Source organism: Streptomyces sp. NPDC058289, from assembly GCF_042880975.1.
Taxonomy (GTDB): Bacteria; Actinomycetota; Actinomycetes; order Streptomycetales; family Streptomycetaceae; genus Streptomyces; species Streptomyces stoeckheimensis.
Map to the genome: position 1 here is coordinate 23,119 of NZ_JBHVYI010000040.1, position 23,912 is coordinate 47,030.

The 23,912-nt window shown below is 70.9% G+C and carries 16 protein-coding genes and 1 pseudogene; 3 read left to right on the plus strand and 14 right to left on the minus strand.

Features of this window, described 5'->3' with window-relative positions:
* Nucleotides 1-81: 81 nt before the first annotated feature.
* Nucleotides 82-1,218: a DegT/DnrJ/EryC1/StrS family aminotransferase gene (locus ACFVX6_RS21345; protein WP_389693653.1), complete on the minus strand. Its 1,137-nt coding sequence runs from the start codon at nt 1,216-1,218 to the stop codon at nt 82-84.
* 15 nt (nt 1,219-1,233) lie between these two features.
* Nucleotides 1,234-1,791 (minus strand): cupin domain-containing protein, encoded by a 558-nt coding sequence (locus ACFVX6_RS21350; protein WP_389693655.1) that lies wholly within the window; start codon nt 1,789-1,791, stop codon nt 1,234-1,236.
* Between the two features lie 810 nt (nt 1,792-2,601).
* On the opposite strand from ACFVX6_RS21350, the gene ACFVX6_RS21355 reads away from it, so the two are divergent.
* Nucleotides 2,602-3,705, plus strand: a complete 1,104-nt coding sequence (locus ACFVX6_RS21355) for a polyprenyl synthetase family protein (RefSeq protein WP_389693657.1) — start codon at nt 2,602-2,604, stop codon at nt 3,703-3,705.
* Nucleotides 3,706-3,775: 70 nt separating this feature from the next.
* Here ACFVX6_RS21355 and ACFVX6_RS21360 read toward each other — a convergent pair whose 3' ends face one another.
* The 9 genes and pseudogenes from ACFVX6_RS21360 to ACFVX6_RS21400 all read right to left on the minus strand — a co-directional run.
* Nucleotides 3,776-5,887 (minus strand): MMPL family transporter, encoded by a 2,112-nt coding sequence (locus tag ACFVX6_RS21360; RefSeq protein WP_389693659.1) that lies wholly within the window; start codon nt 5,885-5,887, stop codon nt 3,776-3,778.
* Between the two features lie 203 nt (nt 5,888-6,090).
* Nucleotides 6,091-7,728 (minus strand): prenyltransferase/squalene oxidase repeat-containing protein, encoded by a 1,638-nt coding sequence (locus ACFVX6_RS21365; protein WP_389693661.1) that lies wholly within the window; start codon nt 7,726-7,728, stop codon nt 6,091-6,093.
* 132 nt (nt 7,729-7,860) lie between these two features.
* The gene (locus ACFVX6_RS21370; protein WP_389693663.1) at nt 7,861-9,405 is read right to left on the minus strand and encodes an FAD-binding oxidoreductase; all 1,545 of its coding nucleotides are present in this window, start codon (nt 9,403-9,405) and stop codon (nt 7,861-7,863) included.
* A 197-nt stretch (nt 9,406-9,602) separates the two neighbouring features.
* Nucleotides 9,603-11,369, minus strand: coding sequence for an FAD-dependent monooxygenase (locus ACFVX6_RS21375; protein WP_389693665.1), 1,767 nt, complete (start codon nt 11,367-11,369; stop codon nt 9,603-9,605).
* An 81-nt stretch (nt 11,370-11,450) separates the two neighbouring features.
* Nucleotides 11,451-12,383 carry an aromatic prenyltransferase gene (locus tag ACFVX6_RS21380; protein ID WP_389693667.1) on the minus strand — a complete coding sequence of 311 codons (933 nt, stop codon included), beginning with the start codon at nt 12,381-12,383 and terminating at the stop codon, nt 11,451-11,453.
* A gap of 241 nt (nt 12,384-12,624) precedes the next feature.
* Nucleotides 12,625-14,193 carry an AMP-binding protein gene (locus ACFVX6_RS21385; protein WP_389693669.1) on the minus strand — a complete coding sequence of 523 codons (1,569 nt, stop codon included), beginning with the start codon at nt 14,191-14,193 and terminating at the stop codon, nt 12,625-12,627.
* A gap of 207 nt (nt 14,194-14,400) precedes the next feature.
* Complete coding sequence (locus tag ACFVX6_RS21390) at nt 14,401-16,791, minus strand: xanthine dehydrogenase family protein molybdopterin-binding subunit (protein ID WP_389693671.1); 2,391 nt, start codon at nt 16,789-16,791, stop codon at nt 14,401-14,403.
* 2 nt (nt 16,792-16,793) lie between these two features.
* A complete protein-coding gene (locus ACFVX6_RS21395) occupies nt 16,794-17,390 on the minus strand; it encodes a (2Fe-2S)-binding protein (RefSeq protein WP_389693673.1) in 597 nt (198 codons plus the stop codon).
* 113 nt (nt 17,391-17,503) lie between these two features.
* A pseudogene (locus ACFVX6_RS21400) lies at nt 17,504-17,971 on the minus strand (FAD binding domain-containing protein); the annotation flags it as partial.
* Between the two features lie 211 nt (nt 17,972-18,182).
* Between ACFVX6_RS21400 and ACFVX6_RS21405 the strand changes: the two are divergent.
* Both ACFVX6_RS21405 and ACFVX6_RS21410 read left to right on the plus strand, forming a co-directional pair.
* Nucleotides 18,183-19,988, plus strand: coding sequence for a PucR family transcriptional regulator (locus ACFVX6_RS21405; protein WP_389693675.1), 1,806 nt, complete (start codon nt 18,183-18,185; stop codon nt 19,986-19,988).
* 56 nt (nt 19,989-20,044) lie between these two features.
* Nucleotides 20,045-20,626 carry a Uma2 family endonuclease gene (locus tag ACFVX6_RS21410; protein WP_389693677.1) on the plus strand — a complete coding sequence of 194 codons (582 nt, stop codon included), beginning with the start codon at nt 20,045-20,047 and terminating at the stop codon, nt 20,624-20,626.
* An 82-nt stretch (nt 20,627-20,708) separates the two neighbouring features.
* On the opposite strand, the gene ACFVX6_RS21415 is transcribed toward ACFVX6_RS21410, so the two are convergent.
* The 3 genes from ACFVX6_RS21415 to pgsB all read right to left on the minus strand — a co-directional run bounded on the left by ACFVX6_RS21415 (nt 20,709) and on the right by pgsB (nt 23,912).
* Nucleotides 20,709-21,782, minus strand: coding sequence for a C40 family peptidase (locus tag ACFVX6_RS21415; protein WP_389693679.1), 1,074 nt, complete (start codon nt 21,780-21,782; stop codon nt 20,709-20,711).
* Between the two features lie 79 nt (nt 21,783-21,861).
* Nucleotides 21,862-22,344 (minus strand): poly-gamma-glutamate biosynthesis protein PgsC/CapC, encoded by a 483-nt coding sequence (locus ACFVX6_RS21420; protein WP_243335815.1) that lies wholly within the window; start codon nt 22,342-22,344, stop codon nt 21,862-21,864.
* The gene (pgsB, locus tag ACFVX6_RS21425; RefSeq protein WP_389693681.1) at nt 22,341-23,912 is read right to left on the minus strand and encodes a poly-gamma-glutamate synthase PgsB; all 1,572 of its coding nucleotides are present in this window, start codon (nt 23,910-23,912) and stop codon (nt 22,341-22,343) included. Before pgsB ends, ACFVX6_RS21420 begins: the two co-directional genes overlap by 4 nt.

Genomic DNA, 23,912 nt, shown 5'->3' on the forward strand with positions numbered 1-23,912 from the left:
CACACAGGTTCCGGCTCGGTCGGGGACGGCGCTTCGGGAGACGGCGCGGCAGCAGCCGAGTCCTGCTGCCGCGCCGGGGGTTCAGCGGCCGCGCGCGTGGGTGCGAAGTTCGGTCCGCAGGACGCTCACGACCCGCTCGACCTGCGCCTCGGTCAGTTCGGCGTGCATCGGGATGGCCAGGTTGCGCGCGAAGAGGTCGGCCGAGACCGGGCACTTGCGCTTGGACTGGTACACCGGCTGCACGTGGGTCGCCCACGTGCCGTGCCCGCAGCCGATGTCCTGGGCGCGGAGCGCGGCGGCGAGCCCGGCGCGGTCCACCCGCGGGTCCAGGGTCACCATGTAGGACTGCCAGGCGTGGGTGCGGTCCCCGGGTACGTGGGGAAGCGTCAGGAGGTCCTCGTCCGCGAGGAGTTCGCCGTACTGGGCGGCGATGGAGCTGCGGCGGACCAGCAGTTCGTCGATCCGGCCCATCTGCACCCGCAGGATCGCGGCGGCGATGTCGGACATCTTGTAGTTGTAGCCGATGTCGGTGAACTCGGGGATCGGCAGGCCGACGATCTGCGACTGGTCGAAGATGCTGCCGATGCCGAAGGAGGACCGCAGCCGCGCGTCCTGCCCGATCACCGGGTCGGCGGAGAGCAGCGCGCCGCCCTCGCCGCTGCTGGCTCCCTTGCGTCCGTGGAAGGACAGGCAGGCCACCGGTGCCAGCGTGCCGGCCTGCCGCCCCTGGTAGGTGGCGCCGACCGAGCAGGCGGCGTCCTCGACCACGAACAGGCCGTGGCGGTCCGCGATCGCGTTCAGCTCGGTGTAGTCGGCGGGCAGGCCGACCGTGTCCACCGCGATGATGCCGACGGTCCGCGGTCCGATCAGGCTCTCGACCGCCTGCGGGTCCACGGTGCCGGTGTCGGCGCGCACGTCGGCGAAGACGGGGACGGCGTCGACGTAGCGCACCGCGTGGGCGGGGGCCGGGAAGGTGTAGTCGGCGACGATCACCTCGTCGCCGGGTTCGACGCCGAGGGCGAGCATCGCCAGGTGGAGCGCGGCGCCGCAGTTGCTGAGCGAGACGGCGTCGCCGACTCCGTAGCGCTCGACGAGCTGGGCCTCCAGTGCCTTGCCCTGGGGGCCCTGGCCGGCCGGCCAGCCCGAGGAGAACACCTCGGCGACGGCGGCCAGTTCCTTTTCTCCCAGACTCGCGTGAACGAGGGGAATCCTGTCCATGGTGGTCACCTCTCGTTACGCCGTACGGTCGGTCGCGGACCGAAGATTCGGAAGGACGGGCGGTTCGAAGCGCAGGGGCGTGATCTGGTTGACGTCATAGCGTTCGCGCATCTGCCGGACGGCCTCGGCGTCCACCGAGGGGCCGGCGGAGAAGATCTCGACGATCTCGTCGAAATAGTGCTCGTGATCGGGCGAGGGATAGCTCTGGAAGAGCATCCGCGCCGGCTCGTCCGAGGCGTTGCGGAATGCGTGCGGGGTTCCCGGGGGGACGAACATGCAACTGCCCGCGGTCGCGCGGACGGCCTTGTCCCCGGCGGCGGATTCCCAGTTGCGCCACGTGTCCGTCGTGCGTTCGGCGGGCTCGAACGCCAGGAGTTCCAACTCCCCTTCCAGGACGTAGAAGAACTCCTGCGACTTGGTGTGCGTGTGCGCGCCGACGTCGAAGCCCGGCGGCACGATCACTTCGAAGACCGAGATGGAAGAGCCGTCCGCCGCGGTGACCTTGAAGGTCACGTCCTGTGCCTTCGTGACCAGTTTTCGCCCCTGGCCTGGGGGAAGAATGAGCCCGCTCATGTGATTGATTTCCTCGTAGTCTGTGCGAATTCCCGCTCGGGAGCGAGCGGCCCGACGGCCTATGGCACGGGCCGACGAGGTGCGCCAAGGCCCGTCTGTTTCAAGCTGGTTGACCGGAGGAGGCAGAGGTTCGCCCCCGTCCCCCACGAGGGCCGCGCCGCGCGCCGGACGGACGGCAGTACGGTGCCAAGGAATTCGGGAAGAACGGCCCGACCCGCCTGACGGCTTTATGCCGCCCCCTCTTTTCCGTACATCGGAACGCTCTCGTCCGGAGCTCCGATTAATGGGTTGCACGAAGAGGATCACTGAGCCGGGACGGATTCGTCAAGGGCCCCCTTCCGCCCGCCTAGAATTCCCCAAGCCGAATTGACACAGCATGACGCGCCCGCCGAATGGGGCGATATTGCGTTGCCCGTACGACCCATCGGACGCCGCTCCGCGCGGCGGTGGAGCCCGGAGGCCGGCCGGGCAGGTGCCGGCCCGACCCGGGGCGGCACCACGGCACCACGCATTACAGCGGATGGTGCACGCGTCCGCCAACCGGGGGACTTGGCCGCGACTATTCCCCGGATTGGTATCGGCTTGCCGCCAAGCCAACACCAATCCGCCCCTCAGTCCCCGGCAAGTCATTTGACCGAAGATGACCGTCACAGCTCGGAAAGACCGAAATCCTGCGGCTTGAATTCATGAGTTCCCGATGGCCGGATCGGCGGCCGCAGGCCCTGGCCGGGCCGGCCCGACCGAGCCGGGAGCCCCGTGCGCGACGGCGCCACCACACCGGACAACGAAGTGACTGCCAAGGAGAACGTCGTGTTGAAACTTCCCGCGGAACCAGACCGGCCGACGCCGCAGGCTCCCACCCGGAGCGCCGGCGTGGACCGCGACGCCCGCGACAAGCTGCTGGCCCGGGTCGGCGTCACGATCGACGACCTCCTGAAGGCCGAGGCCGAGCGCTGGCGGGCCGTGGACGCCCGCGTGGCGGTACCGGTCGAGGCGGTCGCGGACATCGTCGGGGCGGGCGGGAAGCGGCTGCGCCCCGCCTTCTGCGTGAGCGGCTACCTGGCGGCCGGTGGTACGGCAGACGCCGAGGACACGGAAACGGTCGTCGCGGCGGCCGCCGCGCTGGAGCTCCTGCACGTGTTCGCCCTCATCCACGACGACATCATGGACAACTCCGATACCCGGCGCGGGACTCCCACCGTGCACGCCAAGCACGCCGCCCTCCACGCGGAGCACGGCTGGGCAGGCGAACACCGACGGTTCGGAGAGGGCATCGGCATCCTCGCCGGCGACCTGGCGCTCAGCTACGCCAACCGGCTCGCCAGCGGGCTGACCGGCCCGGCCCTGCAGATCTGGAACGACCTGGTCACCGAGGTGATCATCGGCCAGCAGCTGGACATCGCCCTCGCGGCCGAGCTGACGGCCGATCCGGCGCTGTCCCGCTGGGTGGCCGTCTGCAAGTCCGGCCGCTACACCATCCACCGGCCCCTCGCCCTCGGTGCGGCCATCGCCGGACGGCCCGAACTCCAGGTCCCGTTCGAGGGGTACGGGGTCGCGGCCGGCGAAGCCTTCCAGCTCCGCGACGACCTGCTCGACGCGTTCGGCGACGGGGTGGCGACCGGCAAGCCCGCCGGACTGGACCTCGTGGAGCACAAGATGACCCTGCTGCTGGCCCTGGCGGCCACCAAGGACGAGCGGGTGGCCCGACTGGTGGAGAACGGCAGGAACGGCGGCTGGGACCCCGCCGAGCTGCACGACGCGCTGCTCGCCTCCGGCGTCCGCCAGGAGGTCGAGGAGCAGATCGACCAGCTCGTCGCGACGGCCTGCGCGGCGCTCGACGACGCGCCGCTGGCGGAGGACTGGCACAAGCGCCTGGTCAAGATGGCCGAGCAGGTGGCCTACCGCGACCGCTGAGCCGACGGCGCACCACCACGAAGGGCCTCCCGGCGGGTGCCGGGAGGCCCTGTTTGCGTACGAGGTGTCGTCACTTGCCGCCGAGAGCGGGCTCCAGGTCGGGGGTCTCCACCAGGGGCTCGGGGTCGTCCTCCCGCAGGAACAGCTTGCTGGGCCACCACATCCAGCGGCCCACGTCCAGGGTCAGCGCCGTGACCAGCACCGAGCGGACGATCATCGTGTCCAGCAGGACGCCGAACGCCACCGCGAAGCCCAGCTCGGCCGCGAACACCAGCGGCAGCGAGGCCATCGCCCCGAAGGTGCCGGCCAGCACCAGACCCGCCGAGGTGATCACACCACCGGTGGTGGACAGGCCCAACAGCGCGCCGCGCCGGGTGCCTTGCTCCATCGACACTTCGCGCACCCGGGTGACCAGGAAGATGTTGTAGTCGATGCCCAGCGCGACCAGGAAGACGAACGTCAGCAGCGGGAAGGAGGCTTCCGCACCCGCGAAGCCGAAGACGTGGTTGAACACCAGGCTGCTCACGCCGATGGCCGCGCCGAAGGACAGCACCACCGTGCCCATGAGCAGCACCGGCGCGACGACCGAGCGCAGCAGCAGCATGAGGATCAGCAGCACCACGACCAGCACGATCGGGATGATCACCTTGGAGTCGCGGGCGGCGGCCGTCTGCGTGTCGAGCATGACCGCCGAGCTGCCGCCGACCTGGGCGTCTGCGCCCTCGACCGCGTGGACCGCGTCCCTGGCCTTCTTGACGGTGCTCATCGCGGTCGTGCTGCTCGGGTCGTCCTCGAGCTCCCCGAGCATGACGGCCTCGCCGTCCTTGGCCGTCGGGGGCGTGACGCTCGCGACCCCGGGGACGGCGAGCAGCGCGGTCCGCACCTGCTCCGCCGAGGCGGCCTTGCTCACGACGAAGATGGGGTCGCCGGAGCCGGCCGGGAAGTGCTCCGACCGGATCTCCTCGCCGACGGCCATCTGCGGGGTGTTGGTGAACTGGTCCTTGTTCGCGAGCCCGTCGGCCTTGAGGCCGAGCACGCCCAGCGCCATGACGGCGAGCGCGAGCGCGGTGCCGATCCACACGAGCCGCGGCCGGCCGGAGACGGCGGTGCCGACCCGGGACCAGATTCCGCTTTCGGCGGTGGCGGGTGCTCCGTAGGTGGGCTTCACCGGCCAGAAGATCCAGCGGCCGCAGGCCACGAGGAGGGCCGGCATCAGGGTGATCATGGCGAGCAGCCCGACGAGGACGCCGACGGCGCAGGCCGGGCCGAGTCCCTGGGTGGAGTTCAGGGTGGCCAGCATCAGCAGCATCAGGCTGACCGCGACGGTCGCGGCGCTGGCGATGATCGCGGGGCTGGAGCGGTACAGGGCCTCCGCCATCGCCTCGTGCCGGTCCTCGTGCCGGAGCAGCTCTTCCCGGTAACGGGAGATGAGCAGGAGCGCGTAGTCGGTGGCGGCGCCGAACACCAAGACGGTGAGGATGAAGCTCGTCTGCTTGTTGACGACCAGGCCCGCGTTCTTCGCCAGTACGTAGATCACCGCCTCCGAGGTGACCAGGGCGACGCCCACGGTCAGCAGCGGCAGCAGCGGCAGCAGCGGGCTCCGGTACGTGAGCAGCAGGATCGCGACCACCACGAGCGCGGTGATCGTCGTCAGGGCCCCGCCCCCGCTGAACGCCTTGATCGAGTCGGCCGCGTAACCACTCGGGCCGGCGACGTGGAAGCCGAGACCGTCGGCGTTCTTCTTGCCGACCTCGGTCATCGCGTCGACGACCGTGCCGATGCCCTCCCAGCCCGACTTGTCCTTCTTGACCTGGACCACCGTCTGGATGGCCTTGCCGTCCTCGGACTTCACCGGACCCTGGGCCGGCCCGACGATGTTCGCGATGCCCTTGAAGGCCTCGACGTCGGCCTTCGCCTTGGCCAGGTCGGCATCGGTGACGCCCGCGGACCTGTCGTAGATCACGACCGCGGGCAGGGTGTCGGCGGACATGAACTTCTCGGCCCGCTCCACGACGGCGGTCGATTCCGCGTTGCCGGGCAGCCAGGCCGAATTGTCGTTCTCTTCGACGTCACCGAGCTTTCCGGCCAGCATGAGGGCCGGAACGAGCAGGGCCGCCCAGAGTGCGATGACGACCCATTTACCCAGCCTTCCACTGGGCAGGGCCGCTATCTTGCGCATCATGTCAATTCCTCGGTCTTCCGTCGAAGGGTAAAGAGCTCGATGGTGCTTCTGAGTCGTTAACGGTCAAGAGGCTAGGGCACGTTGACCCCGCACGAAGGGAGGAGGAGGTCCAAGACCTCCTCCTCCCTCGGTGCTTTCAGCGGCCGTGGTGACATTGAGTGGGCGATTCCTCAAATGCGGCGTGAACGGTCGCGCCCTGTACCTCAGTTGGCTCCCTGGAGCACGGCCGCCGTGTCCCAGATCCGGGAGCGGACGTGACCGAAGGCGAGCAGCACGGGAGCGTCGGTCAGGATGGGGAAGCTGTACGGGAACGGGCGCGGGCCGACCATGTCGGGGGGCCCGCTGTAGCCGCCGTCCGCGTTCTGGTGCGCGAGCAGCCAGGACAGCGCGCGCCCGATGGGCCGGTGGTCGGTCCCGTAGCACAGGGTGATCAACCCGTAAGCGGTACTGATGTCGTCGCTGGGGTCACCCGGCTGCATTCCCCAGCCGCCGTCCTCGTTCTGCGTCTCGAGCACCGTGCGCTCGATCCGCTCGGCCATGCGGGCCACGTGGTGGTCCTGCGGGCCCGCGGTGCACGCGGCGAGGCGCGCACGGAAGATCGTGTGCAGCCGGCTGCGGCTCCACCCCGGCTCGAAACCGCCGTCGTCGAGCTGGCTTTCGGTGAGGAAGGTCAGGGCGCGCTGCCGGGCGGCCAGCGTGTCGGGGTGCGGGGCGAGCCCGCAGATGGCCGCGGCCGTCATGCACGGTTCGGAGGAGGCCCCGGCGACGTACGTGGGGAACCCGCCGTCGGCGCCCTGGACCGCCAGCAGCCCTTCCACCCCGCGCCGCACGGAGTCCCCGTAGGCGATCGGGTCGATGGCCTGGAGGAACTCCAGGGCGCACGAGGTGTCGTCCACGTCGTTCTGGGCCACGATCTCCGACATCGACCAGCCGTCGGTGAGCGTCGCTCCGCGGGAGAGCGAGCGGGTCGGGGCGCCGCCCTGGTGGTCGACGAGCATCCCCGCCATCCGGCGCAGCAGCTCCGTCGGGGCGCCCGCCGCGACGAGGGCCGTTCCGGCGGTCGAGGTGCACCAGTTGTGCATCTCCAGGACGAACGGGAAGCCGCCGTCGGCGCGCTGGTGGCGCAGCAGCGTCTCCAGGCCGCTGCGCACGGTCTCCTCGTTCCCCGGGAAACCGGCGAGCCCGTGCAGCACCAGCAGGTGCATCAGGGCGTAGCCCTCCCACACCGTCGTCGCGGGGTGCGTGGCGGCCAGGGTCTCCAGCGCGGCGGCGGTGACCTCGTTGTCCACCCCCGCGGCGGCGGCGAGGATCAGGGTCACCGAGGCCTGCTGCACGGCGGCCCAGGAGTGCAGGGGGTCGGAGGGGACCTCGTCGGCGACCGCGTCCAGGACCTCGGACGGCAGCGGGCAGCCGAGCACGGACAGCACCGCGCACACCATCATGCGGCGGCGGGCGGAGATGAACCCCGGGGCCTCCCCGAGCACGCCCTCCGTCAGCTTGGCGACGAGCTCGGTGTCACCGGCGGACGTCCGGCCGGTGGCCCGCGCGACGGCGAGCGTCGCCAGGACGCGTTCGAGCTTGTCCGGGGCGTCCTGGTGCGCCCGGAGGAAGTCGAGCAGGCGGTCCCGGGCGGGCGAGTCCGTACCGGTGCGCGTCATCAGCGACAGGGCGAGCGCCGATTCCAGCACCCTGCTCTGGCACTCCTCGCGCAGCGCGCCGTCGGCATCGACCCTGCCGGCGACGTGGGCGATCAGCCGGTCCGTGGCCTCACGCACGTGATCGGGGTCGACTTCGGCGGGCCACGGCATCGGGGCCGCGTACTCCAGATCCGCTATGTACACGGAATGCTCCTATCTGAACGGCTGGGGAGCGGGATCGGGTTCGGAACGGCACCGGATGCCGGGGCGCGCCAGGGGGCGGCCCGGCCGGCCGTGCACCCCAGGACACGGCCGGCCGGGCCCCTGATCAGCTGATCAGCGGACGCTCTGGGCGAACTGGAAGAACTTGTACGGGTCGTACTTGGCCTTGACCGTGCGCAGCCGCTGGTAGTTCTCCGCGTAGTACGAGCGCTCCCAGTCGGGCAGCCGCGCGTCGATGAAGTTCTGGTACGTCTCGCCGTTCGAGTAGGGGTCGATGGCGGCGAAGCCCGCGTCGACCCAGCGGTTCGCCGAGGCCTTGGCCTCGTCGGAGACGGGAGCGACGGCGTTCGCGGTGAGGAAGCTGACCGAGAAGAGCGAGTCGCGGTGCACGTACGCGGTGGCGGTGCGCGCCACCTTGTTGGCCTCGCCGCCCAGGGCGGAGATCTGCAGCTGGCGCATCTGGCCGGGCATCCGGTCGCTCTCGAAGACCTCCAGGGCCTTCGCCCAGCCCTCGCGCGGCATCGTCTGCTTGAACAGACGGCTGCGCCAAGCGCCGAACGCGGCGCGCGGGACCTTGCCGCCCGGGCTGGTGTCGTCGCGGTGGCACTCGTCCACGGTGAGCTCGGCGCAGCGGTAGAGCTGCATCATCACGTTCTTGTACGGGGCGGTGAACTTCTGCTGGAACACCGGAGGCGCGCCGACGATCGAGAGCAGGCGGGCGATCTCCGCGTCGAAGGCGGGACCGGTGTCCACGGAGCCGAGGAAGATCGACGCGGTCGGGACGGTGCCGGGAGCGGCGTCCGTGAGCGTGACGTTCATGCCGCTGCCGATCGAGTGCGGCGCGTCGACCAGCCACTTCGCCCAGCCGTCCAGCATCTCCAGCGCCTTGGCGTAGGGCCAGACGATATTGATGGCCGCCACGTTGGTGAGGGGCGAGGGGGTGACGTCGTAGGAGGTCACGATGCCGAAGTTGCCGCCGCCGCCGCCGCGCAGGGCCCAGAAGAGGTCCCGGTGCTGCTCGGCCGAGGCGGTCACGATGCGGCCGTCGGCGAGGACCACCTTCGCCGCGGTCACCTTGTCCGAGGCCATGCCGATGTACCGGGTGAACAGGCCCATGCCGCCACCCTGGAAGAACCCGCCCGCCGCGACGGTCGGGCAGTAGCCGCCGGATATGCCCAGCCCGGCCGGCGCGAGGGTGTTCGCGATGTCGACCAGCTGCGCGCCGGTGCCGATCCTCGCGGTGCCGTTGCCGGCGCCGAGGGTGACCTCGCCCATCCCGGACACGTCGATGACGAGGCCCTGGGTCGTGGAGTAGCCGGCGGCGCTGTGGCCACCGCTGCGCGCCGCGACCTCGATGTCGTGGTTCTGGGCGAAGGTCAGACACTTCGCCACGTCGGAGGGGGTCTTGCAGTAGGCGACCGCGCGGGGGTTGGCGGCGTCGAACTGGACCTGGTAGAGCTGCTTCGCGCGCTGGTAGTCCGCGTCGGACGGAAGGACCAGGTGTCCGCTGAGCCGCTCCTCCAGTCGGCCCCACCGGATGCCGGACCGGGTCCGGGCGCCCACGGACGCGGAGGCGGAAGCGGGGAACACGGCGGCTGCGCCGGTCGCGGCGAGGGCGGCTCCGCCGGCACCGACAAGGAACTTTCTGCGATCGATCATGTGCTGCACTGCCTCTTCTACCCAGGAGATCTTGCGTGCCGGATGGTGAGTGCCGGGGCACTCGGGGGGAGGGCGCTGCCCGCGCCCTCCCTGCTGCGGAGCCTTGTTGCGGGGCCTTGCCACGGGGCCCTGCCACGGGTCCCTGTTACGGGGCCCTGTTACGGGTCCCTGTTACGGGTCCCAGTTACGAGCCCCTGTTACGGGGCCTTCTGCTCCAGGACCTGCGCGAGCGCGGCGGCCAGGGCCCCTGCCGGGTTCTGCTCGCCGCCCGCGCTGCGCCAGGCGACGTGGTTGTCGGGCCGGACCAGCACGGCGCCGTCGGCGGCCGTCTGGCGGACCGCCTCCCACGCACCGTCGACGTCGGCGTACTCCGCGCCTTCGCCGATGGCCGCCACCACGACCGGGACCGAGTACGTCTCCGACGCCCGGGCGGCCGCCTCGGACCACGCCGTCCCCTCGGGGCCGGTGATCAGGACGAAGCCGGTCCGGGCACCGGTCAGGTCGTGCGTGGACAGGCGACGGCCGTCCTGCTCGATCCACGCGTGGGGCAGTCGGTGTCCCGGGCGGGTGGTGGGCTCGTACACGTCGCCCAGAGCCGCGCGGGCCGGCGGCCGGCTGCCGTCGGGGACGACGGCGCCCGCCTCGTAGGCGAAGCCGATCTCCACGTCGTGGGCCTGGCACTCGCCGCGGTGGGTCGCGAAGATCTCCGCGGCCCGCTGACGCTGGGCGGCGCCGACCGGGGTCGGGGCGAAGTAGCCGAAGAACACCGGCGTACGGCGCTCCGGCGGGATGTGCTGGCCGAGGCCGATGGCCCCGTCGATGACGACCTGGTGGTGGGAGGCCGCGGACATGGCCCAGCCCAGGTTGAACTGGCCGACCGGCTTGCGCTCCGCCTCGTAGGTGTCGAGCAGGCTGTCGGGAGCGGTGCCGGCGACGACCGCCGCGAGCTTCCAGGCGAGGTTGTGCGCGTCCTGGATACCGGTGTTGAGGCCGAGTCCGACGGCGGGCGGCTGGCGGTGCGCGGCGTCACCGGCGAGGAAGACCCGTCCGTAGCGGTAGTGCTCGGCGAGCACCGCCTCCACGGTCCAGCTCGTCACGTCGTGCAGGGTCACGTCCAGCTCGGGCAGACCGAGGACCTCGCGGATCCGGGCGGTCACCGCCTGCGGGTCGGTACGGTCCACGCCGACGAGGGAGAGGTGCAGACCCCACTCCTCGCAGTTCTTCCCCCAGGTCGGACCCATCTCGATGAGGGCGCTGGAGAGGTCCTGGCGGTAGGGGTTGAGGAACCAGGTGATGAGCGAGCCCTCGTTCCACACCTCCGACAGGTCGGCGGAGAAGTAGACCGTCGTGGCGTCGAACAGGGAGGGCAGGCCCTGCATGTTCACACCGAGGGCCGCGCCGACCGTGCGGCCGCCGTCGGCCGCGATGGCGTACTGGGCCACGACCGTGGTGATCTCGCCGGTCGCGACGTCGCGGACCTCGGCGGTCACGCGGTCGCCCTCCTCGGAGATCGAGGTCAGCTCGTGGCCGAACAGGACGCGTCCGGGATTGCGGCGCTCGGCGTGCTCGCGCAGGATCGGCTCCAGCCGCACCTGGGGCAGCTTCGCCGACAGGGCCGGGCCGGCCGCCGCGTACGTCTCGCTGAGCTCGCCGCCGCCGAAGCCGTCCATCTCGTGGATCAGCCGGGCGTCCAGCGGACCCGCGCCGGTCAGCGTGGTCTGGTAGCGGACCTTGCCGAACTTCTCGAGGGGCGCGCCCTGTTCGAGCACCTCCGCGTCCAGACCGTGCTGGCGGAAGACCTCCATCGTGCGCTGGTTGATGTAGTGCGCCTTCGGCAGCCGCGAGGTGTCCGCGCGGCGCTCCACCAGCACGTGGCCGACCCCGTGGTCGGACAGGAAGGCGGAGGCCGACAGACCGGTCCCGCCCCCGCCCACGATCAGGACCGGAACTTCGATGGTTCCCATGTTCGTCTTCGTCCTTCCAGAAAATGACAGCCCGAAATGAGCAATGCGCAGGTGAGGGAGGGTCGTTAAACCGGGGTTTCGTTAAACGGGGCTGTCCAGCGCCCCGTCTTCCAATTGCATGATGTCGAGCACTCCGGGCTGCCACCGGTAATAGGACTGGAGCTTGTAGTACTCGCCGTCCGGCTGGGAGGCGACGGCGTACACGAACTTCGTGGCGGGATCCGCCGCCAGCACGTGCTTGACGAACCGCTCGACCTTCGGGTCGAGCCGGACGGACAGCGAGGTCGGGTCCTCGGTGGCCACGGCGAAGCAGATCCGCTCGACCTTCGGGGAATCCCAGTTCAGGGTCACGTAGATGCCGAAGGCCTGCCGGCCGAGTGCGAGCATCTGGTCGCTCGGCTCCGCCTGGTCGACCTCGCGGAGCATCGACCGCACGGCATCCGGTGCGAAGCCGCCCGTGGGGGGCTCGCCGAAGTACACGTTGACGGTCTTGCTCCGGTAGTCGATCCCGAGCAGGCCGACCGTTTCGCCCATGCCGTACCGGTCGAAGAACTCGATGCTCTTTCCGAGGCTGGGCGGCATCGAGGGAATTCCGGCGAGCTTCGAGATCGCCTGGAGGTCGTTCCGGGGAAAGACCAGCCAGATCTTCTTGAAACCGCGGACGACGCCGAAGTCGATTCCGTAGCTTTCGATAGGGCAGTTGTCCCGGATGTCCGAGAGCAGGGCGCCGACGGGGTGGTCCGTCCGCGGGGTCAGGCCGTGTTCCACGGCGAGCGCGTACGGGTCCACGTCCAGCGGGGTCGTGAACCGGCAGTCGAGCTCGCCCTCGTGCTTCTGGCCGGTCCCGAGCCGGAACGCGACCACGGCCTGCGCGAGGGCGTCGCCGTACATGTCCAGGATGGGCAGGACCTTGTCCCGCGCGCACTCCACGTCCAGCAGGCCGGCCGATTCCTCGATGGCCGCGTAGAGGCTTTGCACCGGGCTTTCTTCGGTGCCCCCGGTCGCCTCACTCATGGCTGTCATCATCTTGACGCTTCATGTGGGCAAGACTCGAACACCGATCTTGCCGTCTACTGTTCCGCGACTTGACGCCGACTTGGCGGCGATCCCGCAGGCCGAGACGCGGCCGTGTGCGGCCGGGTGTGTGGCTGCGTGCGGTCGCGTGCGGGCATGCCGAGCTCCCGGCGGGCCGGGGGTTCTCGTTCGAGACCCGTCCGCCGGGAGCGTGGTGTGCGGCCCGCGGCCGCCGACCGGCTCAGCCCTGCCGCAGGAGCTTCTCCTCCAGCCGACGGGACAGTTCCACCCGGCGCGTCTTCATCGTGGCCGTACGGGGCAGTTCGGCCAGCGGGATCTGGACCGGATCGGCCAGCTGGGGGTAGGCGGCGACGGCCGTGCGCCAGCGGTCCCGGTCGAGCGGCTTGTCTCCGTGGGTGCAGACGATCGGGACGCCCCGGGAGTCCGGGCCCAGCACGACGACGAGCTCGACCAGTTCCTCCAGCTTGTCCAGCACGAGGTCCTCGATCTCCAGGCTGCTGCCCACCCCGGGGATCATGTCGATCTCCCGGTCGAGCATGTGCAGGCAGCCGAACTTGCTGCGGTAGCCGACGTCCCCGGTGCGCCACCAGCCGTCGTGCACGTTCGCGTCGTAGCGCTCCTGCTCACCGTGGTACGTCTTGGCTATGCCGTCCCAACGGGCGTCGATGAGGCCGGGGTTCTCCGCCGACGGCCGCTTGCCGTTCTGGCTCACCAGCCGCACCCGCGCGCTGCCCGGCAGCGGGTAGCCCACGCAGCGCCCGTCCATCCGGTGCGCGGACCAGCGGTAGTACGGCCGGCCGACGGCCGGGCCGACCTCGCTCTGCCCGTAGATCTGGAAGAACTGCGCCCGGCGCGCGGAGGCCCCGAGGAGCCGGCGGACCGTCCTCGGGTGGATCGCGTCGAAGGTGCTGCTGAAGTACTTCACCGAGGCGAAGGGCCTGCGGGGATCGTCGGCCAGGTTCTCCCAGGCCAGGAAGGAGTTGGGGAGCGCCTCGATCAGCCCGGGCCGGTGCTTCAGGAAGAACTCGGCGACGTCCTCGGGAGCGCCGTGGTTGACCAGCAGCACCGGCATGCCCTTGGCGAGGCACAGGGCCATCGCCGCGAACATCCGCGAGTGGCCGAAGGCGATGTGGATCGCGACCGTCTCCCGTTTGCGCATCAGCGCGAGCAGGACCAGCTGCGGCCGCAGCCGGGCGCGCATCGTCCGCGGGGTGTGGACCACGAGCTTGGGTATCCCGGTGGTGCCGGACGTGTGCGTGATCATCGCCGGCTCGTCCAGGCCCTGGAGTACGGGACGCACCCCCCGGGAGCCGGCGAGTTCGGCGAGCGAGACCACTCCGGGGGCGGACTCGCCCACGCTGATCACGCCCCGGGTGAGCTCGGCGAGCGGCAGCTCGGCCAGCGCCTTCAGCTTGGGGCCGTCCGTGAGCAGGTGCGGCTTGTCGAGCCGCTCCATGAGGGCGGCGAGGGTGGGGGCGTCCAGCGTGTGCGACAGCATGACCGGGACCGCGCCCGTGCGCGCCACCGCGGTGGCCAGCAGCCACACGTCGAAGTTGGCCGCCTTGTGGACCACCACGTGGTGCCCGGCCTTCACCCCGGCGGCCGATATCCGGCCGGCGAGGTCCTCCACGTGCCCGGCGAGTTCGGCCACCGTCAGGTGCCGGCCCGCCTCGGGCAGAACGTCGAGGTCGTGATCGAGGGTCAGCGGCGTCGAGCCGCCCGCGACCGCCGCCCGTTCCGGCACGGACCCGAGATAGAGACCCTGCTTGTGTATCGAATTCCGCCTCATGAGACCTCCGTCCAGACCCGCGTCGCTCCCGGTGTTCACTGGTCAACGGCGGTCTGTATAACGACACTTCGGAGCCCCAGCATCCGCCAGGGGACTTGGGCGGAACTGACCGCGGAGTTGGCCGCCACTTGGCCCCGTCGACGCTTCGCGGCGCAGCCGTGCCGAGGGGGCCGGCCCCTGGCGGAGCCGACCCCCTCGTGACCCGCGTCAGGAGCCGGTGAGGTGCTCCGGGCGGACCGGCGTCTTGTTCAGCTCCAGCCCGGTCGCCGCCCGGATCGCCGCGAGGACGGCCGGGGTGGACGACAGGGTCGGGGCCTCGCCGATGCCCCGGACCCCGTACGGGGAGTGCGGGTCGCCCATTTCGAGGTAGTCGACCGGGAGCGTCGGCGTGTCGAGGATGGTCGGGAGCAGGTAGTCCGTGAAGGAGGGGTTCTTCACCTTCGCGGTCTTCGGGTCCACGATGATCTCCTCCATGATCGCGACGCCCAGGCCCTGGACGGTGCCGCCCTGGATCTGTCCGACCACGGACAGCGGGTTGAGCGCCTTGCCCACGTCCTGGGCGGTGGCGAGCTCCACGACCTTGACGAGCCCGAGCTCGGTGTCCACCTCCACGACCGCGCGGTGCGCGGCGAAGGAGTACTGGACGTGGCCGTTGCCCTGACCGGTCCGCAGGTCGAAGGCCTCGGTGGGGCGGTGCCGCCACTCCGCCTCGATCTCCACGACCTCGCCCTCCAGGACGTCCACGAGGGCGACGAGGACCTCTCCCCCGTCGGTGACCACCTTCCCGTCCTCCAGGAGGAGTTCGGCGTCGGCCCACGCCGCGTGCCGGTCACCGAACTTGCGCCGGCCGATCTCCAGGACCTTCTCGCGGACGAGCCCGCAGGAGTTCTTGATGGATCCGCCGGTCATGTACGTCTGGCGGCCCGCCGAGGTCGAACCGGCCGATCCCACCTGGGTGTCGGCCGGGTGGATGGTGACCTGCTGGACGCCCAGCTCGGTACGGGCGATCTGCGCGTGGATGGTGATGCCGCCCTGGCCGACCTCCGCCATGGCCGTGTGGACCAGCGCGACGGCCTCGCCGTTGATGACCTCCAGGCGCACCTTGGCCGTGGAGTAGTCGTCGAAGCCCTCGGAGAAGCCGACGTTCTTGATGCCGACCGCGTAGCCGACGCCGCGGACGACTCCCTCGCCGTGCGTGGTGTTCGACAGCCCGCCCGGCAGTGCGCGCACGTCGGCCGGGCCGTCGGCGCTCTCCCACTGCCGCTCGGGCGGCAGCGGGCGGGCCTTGACCCGGCGCAGCAGCTCGGCGACCGGGGCCGCGCCTTCCACGACCTGGCCGGTGGGCATGATCGTGCCCTGCTCCATGGCGTTGAGCTGCCGGAACTCCACCGGGTCCAGGCCCAACTTCGCGGCGAGCTTGTCCATCTGGGCCTCGTACGCGAAGCAGGCCTGGACGGCGCCGAAACCGCGCATCGCGCCGCACGGCGGGTTGTTCGTGTAGAGGCCGACCGCCTCGATGTCCACGTCGTCGATGACGTACGGGCCGACCGAGAGGGAGGCCGCGTTGCCGACGACCGAGGCCGTGGACGAGGCGTAGGCCCCGCCGTCGAGGACGATCTTGCACTTCATGTGCGTGAGCTTGCCGTCGCGGGTGGCGCCGTGCTCGTAGTACAGCTTCGCCGGGTGCCGGTGCACGTGGCCGAAGAAGGATTCGAAGCGGTTGTAGACCATCTTCACCGGCTTGTTCGTGCGCAGTGCGAGCACGCTGGCGAGGATCTGCATCGAGATGTCCTCGCGGCCGCCGAAGGCGCCGCCGACGCCGGCCATGGTCATGCGGACCTTCTCCTCGGGCAGGCCGAGGACCGGGGCGATCTGCTTGAGGTCCGAGTGCAGCCACTGGGTGGCCACGTACAGGTCGACTCCCCCGTCCTCGCAGGGCACCGCAAGTCCGGACTCGGGGCCGAGGAAGGCCTGGTCCTGCATGCCGAAGGTGTACTCGCCGGTGACGATGACGTCGGCACGCTCCCGGGCCGCCGCCGCGTCTCCGCGGACGATGGGCTGGCGGTGCACGATGTTCGGGTGCGGGACGTGACCGGAGTGGTGGTCGTCGCGGTTCTCGTGGACGAGTACGGCGTCGGGAGCGGTCGCCGAGGCCTCGTCCGTGACGAGGGGCAGCTCCCGGTACTCGATCTTGATCTTCGCGGCGGCGCGGCGGGCGGTCTCCGGGTGGTCGGCTGCCACCAGGGCGACCGGCTCGCCGTGGTGGCGGACCTTGCCGTGCGCCAGGACCGGAGTGTCCTGGAACTCCATCCCGTAGTACTTCACCGGGGTCGGCAGGTCCTCGTAGGTCATGACCGCGTGGACGCCTGGCACGGTCAGGGCCTCGGAGACGTCGATGGACAGGATCTCGGCGTGGGCCACGGTGCTGCGGAGCGTCTGGCCCCACAGCATCTCCTCGTGCCACATGTCCGAGGAGTAGGCGAACTCGCCGGTCACCTTCAGGGTGCCGTCCGGGCGCAGCGTCGATTCGCCGATGCCGCCCTTGGTACGGGTGCCCTGGGTGACCTCGGTGGGAATGCCGGTGGTGGTGCCAGCCATGATCAGACCGCCTCTTCCTGGAGTCCTTCGTGTTCCCGGCGGGCAGCGGCCAGGCGGACCGCGTCCAGGATCTTCTCGTAGCCCGTGCAGCGGCAGAGGTTGCCCGACAGGGCCTCGCGGATGTCCGCGTCGGACGGCTCGCCGACCCGCTCCAGGAGCTCGTCGGCGGCGACCAGCAGGCCCGGCGTGCAGAACCCGCACTGGACGGCGCCGCAGTCGATGAACGCCTTCTGGACGGTGGAGAGTTCGCCGCCACCGGCGCCTGCATCGCCGGCGCCTGCGTCGTCTGCGTCACTCCCGCTCTCGCCTACGACGGTGCTCGTGTCGCGACCCCCGTGCGCGACACGCTGCCCGGCGTAGGCGGCCAGCCCCTCGACCGTCACCACGTCCCTGCCCTCGGCCTGACCGGCCGCGACCAGGCAGGAACAGACCGGCACGCCGTCGAGACGGACGGTGCAGGAACCGCATTCGCCCTGCTCGCAGGCGTTCTTGGAGCCGGGCAGACCCAGCCGCTCCCGCAGCAGGTAGAGGAGGGACTCCCCCTCCCAGACGTCATCCGCTTCTCTCGGACGGCCGTTGACCGTGAGGTTCACGCGCATGTCACGCAACTCCTTCCGCGCCGCGGCTCGTTCCGCGGCGGTACGACTCCCAGGTCCAGCCGAGCGCGCGGCGGGCCATGATGCCGACGGCGTGCTTGCGGTAGCTCGCGGTAGTCGGGGGCCAGCGCGTTGCGCTTCACCCCGGTGTAGAACGCGTCGATCGGGATCAGCCGGGAGCCCCGTACGGACTCCGCCTCCACCCGGGCGCCCGCCGCGAGCAGCGCCGGGTGCGCGTCGCCGGCCGGTGAGGCGGTACCGAGGTTGCCGCCCACGCCGCCGCGGTTGCGGATCTGCGGCGAGGCCACGGTGTGCGAGGCGAGCGCGAGACCCGGAAGCTCGCGGTGGAGCCCCTCCGTGATCCGCGCGTACGGCACGGACGCCCCCAGCCGGACCGCGTCCTCACCCACCTCCCAGTCCCGCAGTTCCGCGATGCGGTTCAGGTCCAGCAGGTACCCGGGACGCCGGTGGTCGAAGTTGATCTCGACCATCACGTCCGTCCCGCCCGCGATCGGCACGGCCGTGGGGTGGGCGGCCTTCGCGGCGAGCGCCTCCCCCCAGTCGGCGGGGCGAAGAAATTCCATGAGCGGCTCTCCTCATTCGCATGTGGCCAGGAGTCGTCGTCGGCCGCATGCGCAGAAGTAGACCCCGGTCCCCACGGGGCGAGGCAGTCACCGATCGCTCAGAACCGGCTTCTCCGACGGCTGTGGACGAGCATGCTTTCCTCCGGCCGCACCCCCGTGAGCTGCGCCGATCCCTCCCCAGCACACCGTCCGCCGTGCGAAAGTAGCGATCATGCGGCTACGCGAACTCCTGGACGACACCGAGCTCGGACTGCTCCTGCTCGTGGGCCATGCCACCGACGCGACCGCCTCCTCGCCCGGTTCCCCGGCCGGTTCGTCGCCCGGTTCCCCGGCCGGTTCGTCGCCCGGTTCCCCGCCCGGTTTCCCGCCTGGTTCGTCGCCCGGTTCCTCGCCCGGCGGCCCCCGCGACAGCCCGCTCGACCGAGTCATTTCCGCCGTCGCGACCAACGACCTGGCCGACCCCGGCCGCTTCCTCACCGGCGGCGAGCTCGTCCTCACGGGGCTCGCCTGGTGGCGCGCGGACGGGGACGCCGAGTCGTTCGTAAGCGTCCTCCACCGGGCGGGCGTCACGGCCCTCGCGGCCGGCGAGGTCGAACACGGGCTGGTCCCGCACGACCTCGTGCGCGCCTGCCGGCGCCACGGGCTCCCGCTGATCGCCGTACGGCCGGAAACTTCGTTCGCCGCCGTCACCGAGCACGTCCTGCGCCGACTGCACCGCCGGGACCCCGGCAGCCTCGCCGGCCTGGCCGCCCTGGTCGAACGCCACCGCCGGCTCCTCACCGACCGGGCCGCCCCGGACTCCGTACTGGAGCTGCTGCGGCACACCCTCGGCCTCGACGTGCGGGTCCTGTCCGCGACCGGACGCCAGATCGCCGGGGCCCGGCCGCCGCTGCGCGCCAAGACCGCGGCGGCACTGGCCGCCCGCCACCTCGCGGCCCGCCGTGCGCGCGAGACGGCCCCGCACACCGTCACGGTCGGCACCCGCCTCTACTCCCTCGTGCCGGTACCCGCGCCCGCGCCCCTACCCGTACCGGGACCCGGACCCGCTCCCCACGCCGCCGAGCTGGGCGACTGGCTGCTCGTCCTGGAGTCCGACACCTCGCTCTGGCCCGCTCCCGACCGGGAACTCCTCGACCGCACCGCCGAACTGGTCGTCGACGCCCGCTCCGCCCACGAGCAGTCCAAGACGGCGCGCAACGACCTGGCCGACCGGTCCCTCGCCCTGCTGCACAGCAGCGTCCCGGCCGAGGAGATCCCCATCCGCCTGCGCAGCACCGCGCAGGCCGTGGTGAGCGGGGTCGGCCACTGGCCGCGCTGCCAGTTCGTGGTCGCCTCGGGCGAGTGGCACGGCGCCCGCCCCGTCCCCGCCGCGGCCCTGCGCGTCCTCCTGGAGGAGGCCCTGGTCCAGGAGGACGGCCCGGTGCCGGTCTCCTCGGAGGACATCGCCGCCACCGTCGACGGTGACCGGGCCGTACTCCTCGTCCTGGTCCCCGAGCCCTCGGACTCCCGTCCCGACCCGGCCCTCGACCACGCCTCGCTCCAGCGCAGGCTCTCCGCGGCGCTCGCCCGCTGGCTCGGCCCCGGGGACAGCGTCTCCATCGGCGTCAGCTCCCCGGTGGCCGAGCCGGGCAACGCCCGCCGGTCACTGGAGCAGGCCCACAACGCCCTGCGGATCGCGCACGCCGCGCCCGGGCGGGTGACCGTACGCGGCCCGGAGGACCTCACCTCGCACATTCTGACCCTGCTCCCCCTCATCCCGGCCGAAGCCCGCCGGGCCTTCGCCGCCCGCCTCCTGGGCCCCCTGCGCGATCACGACGCCCGCCACCGGACCGACCTCCTGACCACCCTGGAGACCTTCCTCGACTGCGACGCCTCCTGGACCGCCTGCGCCGCCCGCCTCCACCTCCACGTGAACTCGCTGCGCCAGCGCATCGCCCGCATCGAACACCTCACGCACCGCGACCTGTCCCGCCTGGAAACCCGACTGGACTTCCTGGCGGCCCTGAAATCCGGCTGACCGGCTTCACCGGCACAAGACCTGCTCTCGGCGGCGGCAATCGCTAGGGTCGGCCCATGACCGCACTGCCCGACTGGATGCGCCCGCCCCGCGCGGAAGGCTGGTTCGCGCAGGACCTCGACCGCCTCCCCGAGGCGCCCCGCCACACCGAGCTGATCGATGGAGCCCTCGTCTTCAGGATGTCGCCCCAGCGGTGGTGGCACGGCCACCTCGTCACCGTGCTCACGGTCGCACTCATGGAGCAGGTGCCCGCCGGCACCAGAGTCGGCCGCGAGATGACCATCAAGCTCGACCCGCGCAACCGTCCCGAACCGGACCTGCTGGTGACGACAGCCGATTTCGACGGCGACCGTACCTGGTTCGCACCGGAGGACGTCCAGCTCGTCACCGAGGTCGTTTCCCCGGAGTCCGCCCACCGTGACCGCACCGTAAAGCTCCGCAAGTACGCGGAGGCCGGCATCCCGCACTACTGGTGCATCGAGGACGAGGACGGGGCACCCGTCGTACACGTCTACGAACTCGACGAGCCCACCAGCCGCTATGCACCCTGCGGCATCTTCCGGGGCACCCTCCAGCGCCCGGTGCCCCTCGCGATCAGCCTGGACCTCGACAAGCTCACGTCGCCCCGGAGCAGCTGAAAGCCGGGACACGGTCATGCGGAAGGGGTCGGGCTCCTCGGAGTCCGGCCCCTTCCGGCTTGTACTGGCCGCGACCTCACCCTCAGAGCCGCTTCGCGCTCCGCAGGGTCGCCGCGTAGTAGCCGTTGCCGTCCAGGCGGGAGGTGCCGCCCTTGTCGCCGATGGTCGGGCCGTTGGCCTCTTCGCGGCTGGAGATGAAGATCTGGTGCCCGTCGGTGTCGGTGCCGAGGTACATGCCGGTGTGGTCCAGCCGGTCTCCGGTGCGCCCGTCCAGCTTGAAGAACAGCAGGTCGCCCGGCTGCAGGACGTCGATGGAGGTGGGACGGCCGTCGACGCCGACCCCCTTCAGCGGGATGACGTCCACGCCGGCCTTGGAGCGTGCCATGCCGTTCGCGGTGCGCGGCAGGCCGTCGCCGGAGGTGTCCGAGGCCATCAGCGGGAAGCGGGCCCGGTAGCCGAACACGGTCCGGATGAAGCCGGAGCAGTCCATCGAGCGGGCGCGCATCGCTTCCGGCTTCACGGTGGTCCCGCTGCGGAAGGTGTACGGGATGCCCAGGTAGTCGTAGAAGTCCGACTCCTCGAGGCGGTAGTCGTTGCCGACCGAGCCGTTGGGGTTGATCGGGCCGAAGCTCGCGTCACCGGCGTACGAGACGCCCTCCGCGTCCTTCTTGACCGGGGCCTGGTCGCCGTACTGGAAGGCCATCGCGAAGAGGTCGTCCTCCTCACTGCCCTGGTACTTCTTGAACCACTCCTGGAACCACTGCTCCTTCTCGGCCCCGCCGCGCCAGGTCTCCGGCATCAGCCGCACCCAGTTCTCGGTGACCACCCGGGTCTTGGTGGTGGCCGGTTCGGTGAAGGTGCGGCTGGGACCGGTGAGGGTGGCGGTGCGGGCGCCGTCCGTGAAGGTCGCCAGGATCCCGCCCTTGCCGTCGCGCAGCACGGACCGCTCGGGGTTCTTCAGCCGCTCCCACTTCTGGGCGCCCTCGTCGCCCCCCTTGGCCGCTACGGGGGCATCGACGAGCGACTGGATGGCGGGCGCCTTGGCCTGCTCCTCCTTGCGCAGCTCGACGGTGAAGTAGGCGCTGCCGGCCAGCAGGGCGATCACGGTGGCCGCGTGCAGGACGGGACGTGTGCGGCGCTTGGACGTGGCGGTCATCGGATACTCCGGGCGAGGTCGGTCGGGCGGAAGAAGGGGCGGACGGAAGGGCGGGCGGGGGCGGCGGGCCGGGCCGGGATCACGCGTGCGGCATGACGCCGAGCAGGATGCCGGCGGTCAGTACGACGTACGTCATGAGCGTCGCGGAGCCGGTGGCCAGCAGCGTGGCCCCCTTGGGCTGGCGGACCAGCTGGTAGGCGATCAGGCCGGGCACGATGAAGCCGAGGGTCTGGTTCGCGTACAGCAGCGGGAACTTCATCTGCAGCAGGATCACCACGCCGCCCTGGAGCAGCACGCCGATGAGCACGACGGTCGCGAACAGCCGCTTGCCGTAGAGGATCACGTAGCGCTGCGCGACGAGCGTGAGCGCGTACGTCAGGACGGTGACGCCGAGGACGATCGCGGCGCGCTGGAGGTCCTCGATGAGGGTGAGGGCGAGCCAGCCCGGAGTGATCATGCCGCCGGGTGACAGGTTCGTCGTCAGGTAGCAGACGAGGGAGAACAGCAGGCCCAGGGCGATGCCGATCGCGGCGATCTCGGGGGTGAGGACGGCGGGGATCAACGGGGTTCTCCTGGGTTGGACCACTGTGGGGGCTGCGGGTTCTCGGGCTGGGGTCGCCGGGGCGGCGGCGGGAGCTCCGGCGGCTGCGGCTGCTGGAGCTGCGGCCACGACGCCGAGATCAACTCCGGATGCTGCGGGTACTGCTGGTTCGGGTACTGCTGCTGCGGGAACTGCTCGTTCGCGTAGTACTGGTTCACGAACTCCTGGTTCGCGTACTGCCGGTTCACTCCGCGCGGCGCCGGGATGTGCGGGTTGCGCATCCGGCGCTCCTCCTCGGCCGCGGGCAGGTTCGCGTACGGGTCGAGGTGCTTGACGTACAGCGCCATGGTCTGGTCGTGCCGTACGTGCTGGGCCGGCGCGCCCGGCGTGGCCGGAGCCTCGCCGTCCTCCTCGAAGGAGGGCAGCTCGGCGAGGTGTTCCAGCAGGACCTCGCCCTGGCCGTGGATGTTGCCGATGGCCACGAGCGAGGACTCCTGGCCGAGGTGGTCGAGGAGCTCGTGCATGAACTCCTCGCCGTCGCGGTCACCGCCGAGGTCGACGGCACGGCCGCGCCACTCGGCGGGGATCGCGTCGATCGCGCTCTTCGCCGGGTGACCGATCACGAACACCTTGTCGGGCTGGAGGTCGGGCACGATCTGGCCCATCTGGCCGTTGCGCTCGACCCGGTCGAGCCGGCAGTTGATGACCACGTTCAGCGGGCGGCTGATCGCACCGAGGTCGAGGAGCTGGTTGATGTTCATCAGCGTGGACTCGGGGTCGTTGGCCGCGAACACGTTGGCGAAGCGCAGCCGCTTGCCGCCGGGGCCGATGTAGCGCTCGACGGAGAGCACGCCCGGGTCCGGCGGGGCGTCGTACATGCCCTGCAGCGCGGTGTCCCGGTCGATGCCGAGGAGCTCGGCCACGACCAGCGCGATGGCCACGTTCTCCTTGAAGGTGAACCAGCTGAAGCCGCGCAGCTCCTCGTCGCTGACGATCTCCGGGTCGGCGTAGACGAGTTGGCAGTTCCGCGCGTCCGCTTCCTCCTGGAGGACGTGGAAGCGGTCCTTCTCGGCGGTGACGCAGATGCCGCCGTGCGGCATGGAGCGGGACAGCGAGCGGCCGATGTCGTCGAGGGTCGGGCCCATCTCGGCCACGTGGTCCTCGCGCACGTTGCACAGCACGCCGATGGTGGACTGGATCAGCTTTTCCTGGTTGAGCTCCTGGAGCGGCGGCATGACGGCCATGCACTCCATGACCAGCGCGTGGGGCTTGTAGGCCGCCGCGCGGCGCACGATGCCGATCTGCTCGACGACGTTGGCGATGCCGAACTTGCGGTAGACCGGCTCCTCGGTGGCGTCGGGGTGGATGAAGCGGGCCGCGGTGCCGGTGGTCTTGGCGACCGTGACCAGACCGCCGCCGCGCAGTGCGCCCGCGACGAGCCGGGTGATGGAACTCTTGCCGCGGATGCCGTTGACCAGCACCCGGGTGGGTATTTCGGCAAGGTTCGCGAAGTGGCGCCGCTGCTCGACGATGCCGGCGATCAGCATCACCACGCAGCACACGACCAGCACGCTGAAGAGAAAGAGCAC